We start from the raw sequence: 16,855 nt of genomic DNA, 5'->3' as shown, positions 1-16,855 counted from the left end.
AGGAAAATATTCGGGCAAGGGGCGTATAAAACTTTCACAATTTTGTTTCAGGAATGTAGCGCCGACGTCAATTGTCAGTACTACGAACGTATTATACTCACATGGAATGTTACGTTTAGTCAAGTAACACACTGTTTACACCTAGTAGATTTCATTCCGTCTGCCTAATTTGTGTTCATTCGCAGTGCAGATTTCATTCCAAAATAATGACATCAAACAAGAATGGAGCATAACTGACACCTTAATCGATTAACTAATAATCAATTACCAAGTTTATTTAACAATTTATCAGCGCGCATTTCTGTCTACTCGCAAAAATTAGATATGATTTTTAACCTAGATGTTACTTGCTATTAAAAGAAGGGCTAATCGTATAAACTTCATGAAAAATCCAAAATACAGACGAGTATGCAATGACATTCACGCCAACTCACCACATTACGATTGAGAACAAACCCCTGTGGATCTTCGACGACCTTTGTACTCAGGCAGAAGCGGAGAGCTTATTCAAAGGTTTACAAGTAAGTGCATTCAAGCGAGACGAAATTGCTAGACCTGATACACAAGAATATCGGCATTGGGCAGTGAATCTAACATCTGAGCAAATTAGAACCCTCCCCGTATACCACAGAGCGATTGAGGCCATTCGCGGTATTACAAAACAAGATTTTAGTGCTTATAGAGGATATGTGAATCACGCATCGTATGGAGATATGCTTTTTACGCACACAGATTGTGCACCTGATGCGAATGAGTTCACTGTTTTGGTTTATATTGCACCTGAATGGGACATTGAGTGGGGAGGAGAAACGTTGTTCTATGACAACAACGACGATTGCTTATTCGCGTGCACACCAAAACCTGCTCGTGTTGCAATTTTCCATGGTGCGATCAAACACGTCGGTAGACCGCCCAATAGAATTTGTTACACGCCCCGCTACACCCTGGCGTTTAAGCTAGAAAAAGTGTAACTACGTTTAGTTTTCGTTTGGAATAATATCGAAGGCAACGGTTAATCTGTGTTCATCAGTGGTAAAAGCGTTAGTACCGTGCCACATGTATGATGGAAACAGAACGACCGTCCCCCCTTCGGGTTTGACTGCATAATCCCCTTCAAATCGTTGATTCGCAATATCAGCCCTACCAAACATCAACCAGCCTTGCCCACCCGTATCAACGGCTTTAGGCACATCCACATAGTAAACGCCGCTTAACCATCCTTCTGGATGGTAGTGAGACTTATGAAAGCCTCCATTTCTTAACCTTACTGACCAAGAACCGATATATTTAAGCTTATCGCTTAACCGTGATAAAAACGGATGGGTTTTGTCTGAACACTGTTGCGCGGTAAATAGTTTTGCCTGCGCTAAAATGTTTTCCGACAATTCTTTAATGATAGGTAAGGATGTGACGAATAAATCTTCATATGTTTGCGTCCCATTCTTCAATGATTGTCCAATAGGATGCCGTTGATTCTGATGTTTTTCTACAAGGGCAGTTTTTAGTTTTTCATTGAAATTAGCAGTATCAACTGGACTAGGTTTAATAGCGTTAACGTAAACAAGCTTGTCATAGTCGCACAACCATTTATAACGGTTTTCTTGTTCGGCCATAGACCAACATGTAGATAACATTGTCCACCAACCTTGGTTTAGTGGTTCTATTTTTATCAATTGGTTGAAGCAGTTGAGTGCTTCTTTTGCGCGCCCCAAACAAAGCAGCGAATAGCCCTTCTCACTTAATAGCGCCACTTTATTTGACTGTATTTTGGCATTTTCTATTTCAACAATAGAAGCCTCATACTCACCTAGTTCTCTGAGCACTCTGGCCCTCAATGGCGCAATTTCGTGAGTCTTAATCGCTTCTGTAGTAAGTAAGTCTAATTGCTCTTTTGCCGCATGATATTCGTCGGCTTGTATTAGCAACTGAATAAAACGAAACCTGAAGCTATCGTCTTCAGGTTGTCGTTTGATATATGACTCAATATGAACAAATGGCGCATCAACTCCCTCTTCCCATAGAAACTTGGCCAGCTCCTCCTGAAGCTCCCAATCAGGTGGTGCAACTTTCAATGCTTTCAGATACACCATTTCCGCGCGCTCTCTTTGATTTGATAGCGCGAGTACTGCTGCATAATTTCTTAAAATAGTAGGGTTAGCATTAGTTTTAGAAAGCGCTAATTCAAAATGCTTTAATGCTTGTTCATAGTCTTCAATTTTGCGATACAAATTGGCGATATTGTTCAAAGCAACAATATTTTCTGGACTAATAGCTAAGACATCTTTTAAGACGATTATGGCTTCATTAAAGTCTGATTGCTTCGAAAAAATGTCTGCCAAAATTAGCTTCGTTTGCACGTGATTCGGCACTAACGCTAGAACTTTTTCTGCTGCTATACGCGCTTGCTTTAACGCATTTTTTTCAATTAGTGCACGTGCCAAATTATAGTGTAAATCAACATTATTAGGCGCTAATTCACTCGCCTTTTGAAAGGTCGATACTGCCAAGTCAATTCGCCGAGTGGATAGGTATAAATTACCTAAAGCATTTGATAATTCGGGGTGATTTTTAAATTTCTTCAGCCCTTTTACTAAATATTTCTCAGCTTCTTTCACTCGCTGAACTTGGCGAAGCGAGCCACAGAATAGTTGAATAAATACTGGGTCTTTTTGCAACAGAAATAACTGCTTCTCAATAAATTGGATAATCTGCTGATATTGTTTCTGGTTATAAGCTGAGACGAGCTGTTGTACTATATTCATACTATTATTATTTTCTTCGTAACTGTGCATCTAAGTTAGCTAACTTACCTACCCCATTGTTCCAGACAGCAAATTTTGTCATAAACTTTGCCAATCCTTCCTTTTCTAACGAAGATAAGTCTGGATGCCATATATCAAAAATGAGCACAATTCTTACTTCATCGCTCTCATTTTTTGCGGAATGTAGAAAGCTATCATCGAAGATCATCGCGGATTGTTCATTTTCCCACTTGAATATTTCGTCTCCCGCTTGCAACGATGCATGTTTTGTGACTTTTAAAGGTATATGCACGGTAAGCTTACAATTTGAAATTCCGTAATGCGGAGGGATGTATGCCCCAGGCTCTAGCACAGAAACAAACATTTCAGGTGCATGAGGTGGACAATGCGCCAATGGTGCCTTTTCCAATACTTCACGGAGCGGTTTACTTAACGATTTAAACACTTCACTGTGTTCCCCACCTTTTATTAGATGGGTAGAAAGCCATTCATCTCTTAGCTTGTTCCACTCTTCCAAATTCGGTAGATTTTCAAACTCTTCAACATATTTACTTTTTGATACTTTGCCTATACCCAACAACTCATCTTTAAAAGGCTGCAATGTCTGTATCCAACTCTTTAATCCTTCACATTCCTGAATATCGTAAAACGGTTTACTGGTAAGCTCAGGAATATAAATGAAATTAGGTCGTTGAAGCGGGTTTGAAAAAGAAGGTTGTGCAAGACCAAACAAAACTTTGACCATTTCCCCTAATCGCGGAGATATATCTTTAATAAACTGCAGTTCGTTGAAACCTGCTCTTCGCGCTAGATTTGCGGCGTTAGCAATATGTGTAGCTTTAACACGTGAAGGCTGACTACCTTCGATATTGAAGTCAAGGGGAGAAGATTCGTACCACTCTAAATAAAGCGCTGTAGCGACATCAAAATTCTGCTGTTTAAGGGCTTGTTCAATTTGCTTTGTCATTTTAATAAGTAGCGTTAGAAACGAGAAGGCTACTTTATAGTAGCCTTCGTTCACTTTACAAGTCTGAGCCTGAAGTTTCAGTCCCTCTTTGCATACGAGTCCAGCTTTCGCGTGCGGCCTCTTCCATCATTTCCCTTTCTTCTGCTGTATAGCAAACTCGGCGCATCATATTTGAACCGACTTTCTTTTCCATTTTACACACCATACCGTCGTCTTCATTGCTTGCCACATCGCTTGATGAAGAGTTTGATGTTGAATTACATCCGGAGATTGCGAATGCTGCCACTAGACTAACTAGAATAAATTTTTTCATATTGCTTCCTTGAACATTTATTTACAATTACTTCCGAAAACTAACGTACCATATTCGGTGCGATTTGACCTCACCCATTTTGTAAGCATCCATTTCTCATTTGTGAAGACAGGTTGGCCACAATGATAACTCTGTTTTTCTAGCGCCAGATTTTTATCAACATTAAGAAAACTCACTAGTTTTCCCTTTTCTGGATAGATCGTTATTCCTAACTTGGGAAAGTGAGTAGCGCCCTCACTCAATGAATTCAAGTATGCCAGTATCGTATGGGTACGCTGGCCTCCCTCTTCAATAATACTGGTTTGCTTTAGTTGAGTATCAGTAAACCCATCATAATGCGGTTTGTATTCTTGGCCATCTTTGTACCTCAGTAAATTTAGTGGTTCACCATGCTGAGGTTTTGTATCAGACATACGGCTCATCTTCACTTCTACTTCGCGACTTATCCAATCTACCCATTGATTAGTGATAATAGCGACCTCACTCGTGCGAATATCATCTTTCATGGGATTACCATTCAATGGATTTAGAACCATAGATGGCTGAAGTAAACTTTTGTATCGAAGAAGCATGTAGTCACATTCAATATCTGACAGTACGCCGCTCATTTCACAAACGATACCGTTGCTATCAACAGCAGTTTTAGTTTTATTTAGTAGCGAGGTTTGCTTTTCAAGTACCGTGGTGATGGTTGTATCTTCACATAAAGACGTAGAAACATCGGCGTAAATAGGGTCTCCCATAAACAATTGACGATAAATGTTGGGATTATGGCGACCTAATGTAACCTTCAATTGAGCGTAAACCGATGTGTTTTGCTCAGTCCAACTAAGTAATACAATTAAGGACTCTGCATGCCCTGCTGAAGCAAGCCTGACGAGCTCACTCACCAGCTCATAATTCATTTCTTTAAATAGATAAAACCGTGAAATGAGTAAACAGTGAAACCTTACAGTAGGTTTTGAGTTGTCTGGTAATGCGCTCAGATAGTCGATAGCTGCTTTGGGGCTATTTGGTGCGATGTGATAAGCGTAGTCTAATGCGGCATACATATGTCCTGACTGACCAGCAATGCGTAAACAATCATAAGCTTGACTGTATTCGTTCCTTTGAAAATGCAAATCTGCTTTTGTCAGGAGTTGTTCAATGCTCTTCACAATATTCTCCTACAAAAAAGGCCTCTTACGAGGCCTTTAAATTTTTGAAAATCTTATGCAATCATTGAATTAGAATTCAAGATTTACACGACCGTAGAAGAATCTTCCAGGGATTTCATACATTGATGGGTCGAAGCTGTTCGCGAACGTAGTGTAAGAAACTTCTGGGTCTGTATCCCAAAGGTTGTTAACACCAAGCGTTAGACGAAGGTTATCAGTAACTGCATAACCAACAGACACATCGTGGTAAGCCATATCTTCAAGCTCGTTGAAGCTATCTTTAACTAGGTTACCGTCATCATCAAATGTAGTCTCACCTGGATCACTACATAGCGTATCTTCTAGGTAGTTACCATTCTCATCCGTATCGTCATCGAACGAACAAGCTTCTGTAGTGTGGCCGATGAAGCGTACTAGGTAGTTTGCAGTCCAATCTTCGTATGCCCAAGTAACAGACAGGTTGGTACGAAGACGTGGAATTACGTCACGGTCAAAAGCGCGACCTGCGTCATTCTCTGTAATTGACTCGCCAGTTACAGGGTCAACGATAATAGTAGTGCGCTCATCTACGTAAGTACCATCCCAGTTAAGACGGAAATCACCAAATTCAGTTTCGAAGTTATAAGCAACGTTATAATCGAAACCAGATGTTGTTTGACCACCAAGGTTCACAAGACCGTTAAATAGCTCAGTTACAACACCACCTGAGTTACGTTCGATTAGTGAACAGAATTGCGTACCAGTCTCAGCACACGCATCTAGGATACTTTGCGCACCAACAGTTGATACTGCGTTGTCAACTTCGATATCAAATACGTCAAACGTGATTGATAAGCCTTCAACTTGTGCTGGAGAGTATACGAAACCGTATGTGAAGCTCTCTGCTTCTTCAGGCTGTAGGTCAGCGTTACCACCAACGGTTGTTCTGATTTGAGGGTTAGGCTGCTCGTAAGCTGATGGGATACCCGCACAACCTGGTGCGCTTGGGTTTCCTGCTTCACCACCATTACAAGGGTCTTGAAGTGTAACGAAGCTATCGCTGTTACCCAAGAATAGCTCTGATAGAGAAGGAGCACGGAACGCCTCAGACCATGTACCACGAACGATTAAGTCTTCGTTTACACGCCACTTAAGACCAACTTTAGAGTTTGTTGTATCACCAAAGTTGCTGTAGTCAGAGTAGCGAGTCGCTAGTTCAAGGTCTAGTTGCTCAACGCCAGGCATATCTGAAAGTAGAGGAACAGCAAGCTCTAGATAGAATTCTTCAACACTAAATGAACCTGAAGTTGGTTGACGAGAGTTACCAGAAGTAATACCCGCTGCGATTAGCGCGTCCGGCTGATCGTAACCAGACTGCCAGCGCTTTTCATAACCTGTAGCAAAAGCAAGGTAACCTGCTGGAAGCTCCATGATTTCGCCAGAAAGGTTAGCAGTGTAGCTTTCAAGAGAAGAATTCAATGCATCTTGTGCAGTAAATTGAATGTAATCAAGCTGTTCTTGCGTGATTGTACCTTCCCCAATTGCAGTTGCGCCACCAAAGAAATTCAGAGGTACACATCCATCATCAGAATTGTTACAAGCGTCAACATCGCCTAACGCCAATGCAACACGGTCCATGTTTAGCAAACCGTCAGTCAACGTATTTTGCGTGATATCTGCGTACGTGTAAGTAGCGTCCCAGAAGAACTCCTTATCACCTAGTTCGATAACCCCTTCAAAACCACCGTTAAATTGGAATTGGTCTACGTTTTGAGCGAACTGACGATAGCCAGCTTCAAGCATACGACGACCGGCAAAGAAAAGACTGTTAGGCTCACCGAAACCAGCTGCGTCAGTCAGGTCTAAGCCCGTTGGGTTATAAGGGTTGTTAGCCGCGATAGTGATACCAGTAGTACCTGCTGCGTTACCCACGAATAAAGGTGTAGGCGCTAGAAGCTGAGACGAACGACGGTTACCGTAAAAACCTGTAACGTTTACAGTAAGGTTATCAGTCAGTTCATAACGACCCTGAGAATAAATATTGGTGCGTTCTTGAGGCGTTGAAAGGTAGTTAAGTGGCGCGAAGTTGAAAGCGCTGCTTCCGGTCCACGGGATTAGACCACCGTTGCCATCATTTTGAACGTTGAAAGAAGTGCCTTCGTCATCGAAGTACCAAAAACGGCCATTAGGTGTACCTGATGAACCGCCGTAACCAGTAGGTGCACCGAATACGGGAACCGCTGAAATTTCACGATCACCCGCGAATGTTGGCTCTTCTTCTACATAAGAAATATTAAAGTAAACGTTACCTTTGTCGTTAGAGGTACCGAAACCAATATCCCACTGTTCTTTGTTACCATCGCCTTCATCGTACTGACCCATGTAGCCAGACGCGTGAACGCCTTCAAAATCTTGACGAGTGATGATGTTTACAACACCAGCTATCGCGTCAGAGCCATATACAGCAGACGCACCATCTTTAAGTACTTCGATACGCTCGATAATTGCTGCTGGGATGTTGTTAAGGTCAACTGAACCAGTAAGACCTGGAGCCCAACGTTTACCGTTAACTAGAACAAGAGTACGGTTTGAACCGATACCACGAATGTTGATTGTAGTTGTACCATTACCACCGTTGTTGTTGTTGGTGTTAATAGCAGAACCTGCAGAAGGGATAGCCTGAAGAACGTCACCGATAGACGTTACACCAAATCGCTCAATGTCGATTCGAGACATTACTGTAACTGGGTTTGCACCTTCGATGTCTGTACGACGGATACGTGAACCTGTTACTTCGATTTTTTCTACTGCTTCCGCTGCTTGTTCGGTTTCCTGTGCGTTAACTGCACCAGTGAAGCCGATAGATGATGCAGCACCGAATGCGCACGCTAACTTCACTGATTTAGCCAGCTTAGAGTTTGTAAACATGTATTGTCTCCCTGGACCACTAAAACTCTTAGTGTGTGTTTCTTAAATCGTTTATATAACGAATTATTATTAGTAAGGTCAAAGCCTCACTTTGATAATAACCACATCCTGTGCGAAGGGTCAACTGGGATCAGACGGGTGTTTCACAAAAGTTCAATTTTTTTTTGTCTTTTAACTCTAATCTGTAAATATTAACTTACATTTTACATATACTTTACAACGCTAAGCTTTTTTAGCTCACTTTTCATACACTTTAAACCAAGACTAAAGTTTAATGAACTCATCTATGCGGCGAACAGCAAAATCGATGACGGCCGCTTACAGTTCAAATATTCTACTAATGAATTTCTGAATATGTTTTTTCGAACTTGGGGGGGATATTTTTAGAGTGTGCATGGTCGCTGCTTATCGGCTGTCGAGCCTGATACATACTTGCAGTTCTTACTGCTATTGTATCTACTTTTCCTGCTTCATATGGAGGTAAAGATAGCAACTCAGTCTCACGAGTAGCGCCTTGCTTTTCGTAAACCCTATTAATTACTTGTTTTATTGTTTCCTGTGGCTGGTCTTGCAAGGTTTCTAGCTGTATTACTATTGGTGCTACCTCTTTAGAATTAGCCAAAATTTTCGCTAATCTAGACTCATTATCAATAAAACTTTTTATTTTTCTAATATCCCAAGACCAATGTAAACTATTACTAAATTGCGTCTTGAATATTGACCATGCGTTATCAATTTCATTTCTTTTGGTGACAACAAAGATTGCTTTATTAAAAACGTGCTTGATTGCATAAGCATATCTCAAGTTACTTAAGCTTTTGTCAACGATCAGGGCATTTGATACCCCATATTCGCTACAAATCTTAAAATACTCGTCAGCTATCATACTGCATTTTTCTTCATCTAAAAGAGCGAGTGTTTTAAGGCGCTCTAGAGCATTTTTAGTTTTTAATACGTTATCTACTGCCATCGGAAAGGCATCTATTTCCCCCACACTCTGCGCTTCTGTATTTTGAATGATGACTTGTTCTACAAGCGTTGTTCCAGTTCGAGGAATTCCCAAAATAAAAATTGGAGAGCTTTTCGTTGAAACACTTTCATCTGTGAAGTTAGAAGGTTTAACCTCTGCGCACTCAACGTTCTCGTTTCTCCAATCCTCAATTAATGAGTAATCGAATGACTTATCCTTTGGTGAGATCGCTCGCATGGTTTCTGCGCACTTTTCAAAATATTGGTAAGCGGTAACCACTTCGGAGGTTTTTAGGTAGGTATTCCCTAAGGCGTTGTAAAAGCATGCTTTGGACACTGATAAAGGGGCCTTGTCCATGCTAGATAATAAGGTATCTAGTTCCTTCTGTAGCTCTTTTGCTTCCTCTGTATCAGACATCGTTGATAATAAGTGGAGTGTTTCCCCTGACGTTGGGACTTTTATTAAGACTTCTCTAAGCGACTGCTTTGCTTGAGTGAAGTAACCCAGTTGATAAGCGAGTACTCCTTTTAAGTGTAATAGCACTACAGACGACGACACTCTGTTGCCGATAGACTGCAGGTATTCGTATGCCAACTCGGTTTTTCCTAAATCAGAGAGCATTCCCAAGGCTTGCGCTACCATTTGATCACTTTGGCTTTGTTCAAGCGCTTTTTCGATACAGCGCTTAGCTAGTCTATAACTGCCAAACGATTTTGCTATTTGCCCTACTCCAACCCATCTTTCTTGTAAAGGTGCTTGTAAGTTGATTAAGTCGCTAACTATCGCCTCAACCTGTGACTTATTGACTGATTTTGAGGCTGAAACTAACTTTTGCAATAGATGATTCATAGTAAAAAAGAAGCCCAGCACTATGCTGGGCTTTCGACCTTGTTTAGAAATTTACTTCTACACTGAAGCGCACGTAACGTGGCGTTTGGAAAGATGTAGGCAACCCGTAACTTGGGTTGTATTCTCCAAGGAATATACCTTCATCACTTTGTCCAGCATAACGCTCGTTTATTTCGTTAAGCTGAGTAGCATCATCATTGTTGAATAGGTTAAAGATGTCAGCACGAAGTGCTACGTCCGCTTGCTCTAGCTCAATAAGGTATTTCGCACTCAAATCCAAAGTCCAAGTACTAGGCGTACGACCTTCAGAGCCACGAGAAACTAACTCACCATCTTTTACAAATGACTCCGCATCATAGTAGCTTGCGAAAAGATCTGTTGGGTGATAACCAAAAGAGTTAAGTGGTCTACCTGATGTCCAACGGAAGTTTGCTCCCAGTGTAAAGTTCTCAAAGAGCTGGTAAGCACCTGTTAGTTTAACAGCATGACGGCGGTCATTCGGTAAATTACCATATGCGCCATCAAGAAGGCCTGGTTGGTCAAAGTTTGTTGTTAAACCAGAATCTGTTTGGTCATTATCAGAACGAACAGCACCTTCAGTGTTACCCCAACTATGGCTCCACGTATAGGTGAAGCTCATCATCCAAATATCATCCCACGCTCGGTCAACAGTCAAATCAACCGCGGCATACTGACGTTCAGCTTCAGGGTAACCCAACATATCAGCAGGAATAGTGTATGTTCCGTATGGTACATCACCATCTCCATCTGGATCTGTGGTAATTGTTACATCGTTGCCTGGGTTTGTTAAAACATAATAATGGAAGCCAGAACATAGTGTACACGATGAACCAAACTCTTGTTGAATGTAGTCGTCGAAGCCTGCATCGATAGCAATATCTTCCAGAGAGCTTTTCAGGTCGCGGTAAGTCCCTTTAATACCGAAGCTCCAAGATTCGTTAATGACTTGCTCATAACCCAGAATATATTCATCTTGATACATAGGGTCGAGGTCGGCATTGACTGTTTCTGTCGTTCCTTTAAGCGTACCGTCACTGTATACCGTCAAACTGCCAGTAGCCTCGCCTAATACAGGCGTGAAATCATCATTTATTGACTCAACATCAAAATACTGGCGTGTATAGAGTTCATCACCCGCAAGACGAATATTTGTATTCGTCGCAACTGGAAGATAGTAGCGGCCGTAGTTTGCAAATACTTTACTCTCACCGTCACCTTTTACATCCCAGCTCAAGCCCAAACGTGGTGCCCACTGATCGCTTACATCAACAAATTTTTCACCGGCTTTGTTAAAGTTTTCGAAGGTTTCATTACGAAGACCAATTCTTGCAGTAATGTTGTCTGTCACTGTCCAAGTATCTTCAACATAATAAGCGAAGCTCTTGGTCTCAAAGTCGCCCTGGTTTACATAAAACTCTTGGCGAACTTGGCAGTCTGCATTACTCGGCTCATCTAGATTATCGCCACAGTTTTCATATCGGTATGCAACGCCACCTGCGCGAGAAGTATTTTCATAAGCCTCAAGGTCCTCATTATCGATACCAATTTTGAGGACATGGTCTGCATTAACGTACCACTCTACGTCAAAACGAATAGCCGTACGTTTATCTTCTTGAACTGAAGGCGTCGTTAAGCCGTAAGCACCGTACTCTATGTTGGTAAACCTGTCGTAAATAACCGGAGCATCACCTAGCGGATTGGCGCCATTATTCAGATTGCTGTAGCTCGTTTTGTTAACCGAGTATTGGGCACTCACGGTAAGATCATCGGTAATGATGCCTGTATATTGAGCTCCCCAAGTCGTGCCGCCACGCTCCAGCGTATATTCACCTAACGACGATCCCACATTGTCGCTATCTGGGCTATATAGGAACTTTTCAGATTCTAGCTCTTCAGTATTATCCCATGCCGTAAATTCTAGTATGTGCTCGGGCGTAATGTACCAATCAAGCTTTGCACTGAGTAACGTGTCGTTACCTTCGCGGTCGTAGATCGTTGTAGTCTCTGCGTAATCACGCTGACGTACTTTTTGATTTACTAAGCCGAAGAAAAAGAGTTTGTCTTCAATAAGCGCGCCAGAAGCCCACAGGTTGACGTTTGTCTCACCTGTTTCGTCTTCTTTGTTAACAACGTAATAGGCTGTTCCAGCCTCTTCTGCATCTTCTTGAGTTCTGTAGAATACGTCGGGTTGATGAGCTCTAAGGGCTGCTGGCTCGTAATATGCGCTGGCTCCCCATTTGAATTCATTGCTACCGCTCTTGGTCCGTGCGTTAATAACACCACCTGTTGAACGCCCGAACTCGGCTGAGTAACCACCTGTTTTTACTTCGAAAGATTCGTACATTTCAAATGGAAGCTCTGAGCCCCCCAATCCGTTACGGAAGTTTGTAACGTTAATACCGTTCACATAGTAAACGTTTTCGCCAACTGAAGAACCGCCAAACGAAGCATAGTTACCGAAGTCGGAATCACCAGAAACGGTACCCGGAGCAAGTAGCGCTACTGAAGAAATATCGCGAGGTACTGGAACTTTAGATATAAACTCTTGGTCAACATATAGCTGTGACTCACTCGAAGTCACATCGATATTGGAAATTGAAGTTCCACGCACAGAGATTCTTTCGATATCACCCGCTTCGAGAGCGACATCCAAATTTGTTTTACCTGAAGGCCTTACACTGAATTGTTTTTCTTGCGCAACAGAGAAGCCATCTTTTTTAGCGGTTAAGCTATAATTGCCAGGTGGAAGAAGAGGAAAGGTATATCTACCGTCACTGTCTGTAACAATAGTTCTGGTTAACCCTGTTTCCAGATTTACAATAGTAACTTCTACTCCTGCAAGAGCTTGTTCTGTACTAGCTGATACTGATGTGCCAGTAATTGTACCTTTGGACTCTTGCGCGAATACAGGCGCAGAGAGGCCCATCGACGCGGCAACAGCCACCGCCGTAAGCGTTTTATTAAACGTCATTGTTTTTCCCTGGTTTTCATTTCTTATTAAAGTTTTTCTCTGTTTAGGTTTTTTAAAAACACCTTAAAACAGAATTAAACTAATGTTTTTATTAGGATTTTTTAAAATTATCCTTTTGTATAATTGACATATTGACAGGATGAAAATCAAGGGCTCTTCGATAGGATGCGGTTAGCTGCACCATAAAAGTGCAGCTAACTTACTGATTTTGTTGTTTACGTTTAAATTTCATGCAGAGAAAAATGCGACGAATAACAGTAAGAAAAAACGCATAAAAGCTTACTTTTCAAACTATTGGAGATAAAACCCCAGTCGTCTTCTTACAGTTTCAGGCAATTCTGGCAATGCACTTTTGGGAAGTAAGAAGGTTGCCATGTTAAAAAAGTCTAAATAGATACGATTAGACTCAGTGGTTTTCTTGAGGTAATGATGTCCTGACGACCCACCAGTGCCAATTTTAGTGCCCAGCATGCGCTGAACCATCATTGCGTGACGATAGCGCCATATAGTGAGTTGCTCGTCTATCTCTGTGAGTGCGGTAATAAGCTGGAACGGCAGATTAAAGATAGGCTCTTCAGAATACTGCTTTATAAATAATGCAGAAAGCAATGCTTTATGACTTAAGCGGAATTTGCCCTCGCCTCTTAACTTTTCAAACTGCGTATCATCAAACAACGCATCAAAGTTCTCCATCGTTGCTTGTAAGTCTTTTAGCTCTTGTCGCCGCTCTGTATCAGATAGCATGTCACTAGTTGAAATTGTATGGTGGTCGTCTTTCAACATTTCGTCTGCCGCATCTTTATAATATTGCCAAAAATCGAAACCTTCCGTTTTTAGAAGCGGCATTCTTGAAAGCCATTTGTCGACCAGCTCAAACAAACTAGGTTTGTTTTCAAGGGTTTCCAATAACGCTCTATCTTTATCAGTCAGACGGTTGTAGAAGCTTTGCTTATCAAAGTCGATTCTGAAATCACGCTTTAGGCCTAGTGATATTTCTAAACGCTTGAACTGTATACTTTGGAAGCCCGACGCGGGCACCAGGTAGTCCCTAAACGACAAAAACTGCTGTGGCGTCATGGTTTCCATGATAGCAATTTGATCGTTCATTAACTTTTGAATTTGTATGACTCGCTGTAAGCGATGCACCACTAGCGTTAGCTGCTGATCTTTAACTGTTTCTTGATTAAACGTATCAATTACTGCATTTAATTCATGAAGAACCTGCTTGAACCAAAGCTCATAAACTTGGTGAACAATAATGAACAGCATTTCTTCGTGCGCCGCGTCACCGTACTTCTCACTCTGTAAGTCCTGCGCCCCCAAAATCTTATCAAGCTGTAGGTAATCGCCGTAGTAGCAGGGCTCTATATTTTTTTTCATGTCGTTCTTGCCTTATTGCTTTGTTTAACTTCGTAATTCTATCACCGTCGACTCGACATCCACAGAATACAAGCTATACATTATAAGGATATATAGCCAAGGTTCGTGTTGTGCCATTTAGCTTGTATAAAAATGTGTCCAATTAGTTGGACAAGTGCTGTATCTTCCGCACAACATATTTGCATACCACAGCACTTTTACGCAGGGCGCTAACAACAATTATAAGGGGAATGAACATGAAACTAGATGACGACATCCATAACTATTATGAACACCTGGTTTTAGAAAGAATCAGTAAGCTGGGGCTCGATACCACGAAAAGTCCTGATTACTTAGCAGACTTGTGCTGTCTTGCCTTAAATCAGGTTCCACCACGTTATATCCGCTACGAAGTAGACATGGCGTTTTACCTGCCTCAGAGCGAACGAAATCAAATGGAAATGAATGTTGAGCATGCTATTAGTAAAGCACTCAAGTACTTAGATGAAATAGAAAAGACTAAAAAAGAAGACGAATAAGGAATTTGGGTGGCGGGCCTCCAGCCACATCCCGGCACATGAGTCGTCTGCTGCGGCTGCTCCCTTCCAGGCCTGACCGGGTTCACAGAGTATCATTGCGGGAGGACCAAAAGCCCACCATAGAAAATCGCATTCAAAGCAAAGTCATTCGCCCCTGCCTGAGTGCGGGGCGCATTATGACTATTTGGTTGAGAGTTTTCAACCCTTTAAAGAAAATCTCTCTTCGGCAATAAGGTTAGCAACACGGTTTGTCGCCGCCCCTTCTTGCTCTGCACGGGTATAAATTTCTTTTAGCGTTTCGCCGATTTGCTCAATATGTGCGCGAAGCGCTTCATTAGAACTCGATTCCATACGCTGATGGAAGATGTCGATAACGCCACCCGCGTTGATCACGTAATCTGGCGCATACAGAATGCCGCGCTGTTGAAGCAATTCACCAATATCTTCACGTGCAAGCTGGTTATTTGCAGCGCCTGCAATTACTTTGGCTTTGATTTCAGGCAATGACAGATCGTTAATGGCTGCACCCAACGCACATGGCGCTAACACATCCACATCTAAGCTCAGTATTTCTTCCGGCGCTACAGCTGTCGCACCAAATTCAGATACTGCTTTTTCAACACCTTCGGGATAGATATCCGCAACATAAAGCTTGGCACCGTGCTCATGCAAGTGCTTGGCAAGACGGTAGCCAACGTGCCCCATACCTTGTATAGCAACACTGACGCCATCAAGGCTGCGCTTCAAGCCGTACTCTACCGTCGCCTTTAAACCCACAAACACACCGTATGCTGTAGACGGAGCCGGGTTTCCGTCAGGTACTTCGCCCGCATAGTGGTATTTAGCATTAACACCAGCGATGTAATCCGACTCGGTTGCCATGGTTTGCAAGTCCGTTACTGAAATACCTGAATCTTCAGCAGTGAAATACTTGCCGCCCAATGATTCAACAAACTTGCCCATTGCCTTCATCATTTCTGGCGATTTAGCCTTACGAGGGTCGCCGATGATCACAGATTTACCGCCGCCAAGCTCCAAGTTAGCCATGGCTGCTTTATACGTCATCCCCTTTGACAGTCTCAACACATCGGTCAATGCCTCACCACTATTTACGTAGGGCCACATGCGACAACCGCCAAGTGCTGGCCCCAGATTGGTATTGTGTACAGCAATAATGGCGCTCAAGCCCGCCTTCTCGTCATGATAAAACGCAACGTGTTCGTGATTATTGAACTCCGGGTGATCAAAAACTGACATATTTTCCCTATTAATACTGTGATGAATTAAAGCCTACCCAAGGTCTAGCTGTCACGAAAACGAAACGCCGCTCATTTGGGATGATGTGAGAGTCTGAAGATGATTTGCGGTACACTTATCGGCCTCGCAAAGATCAGCAACATTTTGCCAAGTGTATCCGATTGTTTTGAGGACAGGCCTTGCAAAGTTTGTTAATGAAATTTACAAACTGAAACGCAATAGAATTGATTACAATTTTTCTAGGACAGCTATCCTAGAATTTTTTTTGATATATAATAAACATCATAAAAACGACGGAAACAGTGTTAATGAAATTGGATAAATTTGACCGTGAGATTTTGCGCGTACTTCAGCAAGACGCCACGGTGTCGATGGCAGATTTAAGCCAGCGTGTAGGATTGTCGCACACTCCGTGCTGGAGACGTGTCAAACGAATGGAAGCCGACGGCATCATTCTTGGTAAAGTCACATTGCTAAACAGCAAAAAACTGAATTTAGGTGTGTCGGTCTTTATCTATGTCACGTTGAAAAACCATGACGGTGACTCGCTAACCGATTTTGAAAATGCCGTACAAAACATCGATGAAATCGTGGAGTGTCATACCACCAGCGGTGAAAAAGATTACTTACTAAAAGTGATAGTGGAAAGTATTGAAGAGTACGAATTCTTACTTAAAACGAAATTAACTCACCTGCCTCTTGTCGATCATTTAAGCTCAACCTTCGCCTTAAAGCAGGTGAAAAACACCACCGAGCTACCGATTAAACGCCAATAACTCAAAA

Annotated in this window: 12 protein-coding genes and 1 other RNA gene; 3 read left to right on the top strand and 10 right to left on the bottom strand. The window is 42.1% G+C overall.

Features of this window, described 5'->3' with window-relative positions; translation table 11 throughout:
- The first annotated feature begins 413 nt into the window (after positions 1–413).
- Positions 414–971, top strand: coding sequence for a 2OG-Fe(II) oxygenase (locus ACFI6L_RS03540; RefSeq protein WP_014975937.1), 558 nt, complete (start codon positions 414–416; stop codon positions 969–971).
- A 6-nt stretch (positions 972–977) separates the two neighbouring features.
- Here ACFI6L_RS03540 and ACFI6L_RS03535 read toward each other — a convergent pair whose 3' ends face one another.
- The 8 genes from ACFI6L_RS03535 to ACFI6L_RS03500 form a co-directional block, all read right to left on the bottom strand.
- Positions 978–2,792, bottom strand: a complete 1,815-nt coding sequence (locus ACFI6L_RS03535) for a tetratricopeptide repeat protein (RefSeq protein ID WP_462573423.1) — start codon at positions 2,790–2,792, stop codon at positions 978–980.
- Complete coding sequence (locus ACFI6L_RS03530; RefSeq protein WP_462573422.1) at positions 2,770–3,729, bottom strand: aspartyl/asparaginyl beta-hydroxylase domain-containing protein; 960 nt, start codon at positions 3,727–3,729, stop codon at positions 2,770–2,772. Before ACFI6L_RS03530 ends, ACFI6L_RS03535 begins: the two co-directional genes overlap by 23 nt.
- A gap of 55 nt (positions 3,730–3,784) precedes the next feature.
- Entirely contained in the window at positions 3,785–4,042 is a 258-nt protein-coding gene (locus ACFI6L_RS03525) for a hypothetical protein (RefSeq protein ID WP_462573421.1), read from the bottom strand.
- A 17-nt stretch (positions 4,043–4,059) separates the two neighbouring features.
- Positions 4,060–5,199 (bottom strand): 2OG-Fe(II) oxygenase, encoded by a 1,140-nt coding sequence (locus ACFI6L_RS03520; RefSeq protein ID WP_462573420.1) that lies wholly within the window; start codon positions 5,197–5,199, stop codon positions 4,060–4,062.
- Between the two features lie 69 nt (positions 5,200–5,268).
- Entirely contained in the window at positions 5,269–8,106 is a 2,838-nt protein-coding gene (locus ACFI6L_RS03515; protein WP_462573419.1) for a TonB-dependent receptor, read from the bottom strand.
- A gap of 337 nt (positions 8,107–8,443) precedes the next feature.
- Positions 8,444–9,913 (bottom strand): tetratricopeptide repeat-containing sulfotransferase family protein, encoded by a 1,470-nt coding sequence (locus ACFI6L_RS03510; protein ID WP_462573418.1) that lies wholly within the window; start codon positions 9,911–9,913, stop codon positions 8,444–8,446.
- Positions 9,914–9,968: 55 nt separating this feature from the next.
- Positions 9,969–12,917 (bottom strand): TonB-dependent receptor, encoded by a 2,949-nt coding sequence (locus tag ACFI6L_RS03505; protein ID WP_039226416.1) that lies wholly within the window; start codon positions 12,915–12,917, stop codon positions 9,969–9,971.
- A gap of 291 nt (positions 12,918–13,208) precedes the next feature.
- Positions 13,209–14,297 (bottom strand): tryptophan 2,3-dioxygenase family protein, encoded by a 1,089-nt coding sequence (locus tag ACFI6L_RS03500; protein ID WP_039226413.1) that lies wholly within the window; start codon positions 14,295–14,297, stop codon positions 13,209–13,211.
- A gap of 236 nt (positions 14,298–14,533) precedes the next feature.
- Between ACFI6L_RS03500 and ACFI6L_RS03495 the strand changes: the two genes are divergently transcribed.
- Positions 14,534–14,815 (top strand): late competence development ComFB family protein, encoded by a 282-nt coding sequence (locus tag ACFI6L_RS03495; protein WP_014948691.1) that lies wholly within the window; start codon positions 14,534–14,536, stop codon positions 14,813–14,815.
- Between the two features lie 15 nt (positions 14,816–14,830).
- Here ACFI6L_RS03495 and ffs read toward each other — a convergent pair.
- Positions 14,831–14,927: signal recognition particle sRNA small type (gene ffs / locus ACFI6L_RS03490), an RNA gene on the bottom strand.
- Positions 14,928–15,013: 86 nt separating this feature from the next.
- Entirely contained in the window at positions 15,014–16,072 is a 1,059-nt protein-coding gene (locus ACFI6L_RS03485; RefSeq protein WP_014948690.1) for a Glu/Leu/Phe/Val dehydrogenase dimerization domain-containing protein, read from the bottom strand.
- A 308-nt stretch (positions 16,073–16,380) separates the two neighbouring features.
- On the opposite strand from ACFI6L_RS03485, the gene ACFI6L_RS03480 reads away from it, so the two are divergent.
- Positions 16,381–16,848 carry an Lrp/AsnC family transcriptional regulator gene (locus tag ACFI6L_RS03480; RefSeq protein WP_014948689.1) on the top strand — a complete coding sequence of 156 codons (468 nt, stop codon included), beginning with the start codon at positions 16,381–16,383 and terminating at the stop codon, positions 16,846–16,848.
- The last annotated feature ends 7 nt before the right edge of the window (positions 16,849–16,855 follow it).

This window comes from Alteromonas sp. G4i35 (assembly GCF_054960375.1).
Note: the sequence above shows the minus strand (reverse complement) of the source record. Positions and strands in the feature narration are given on the sequence as shown.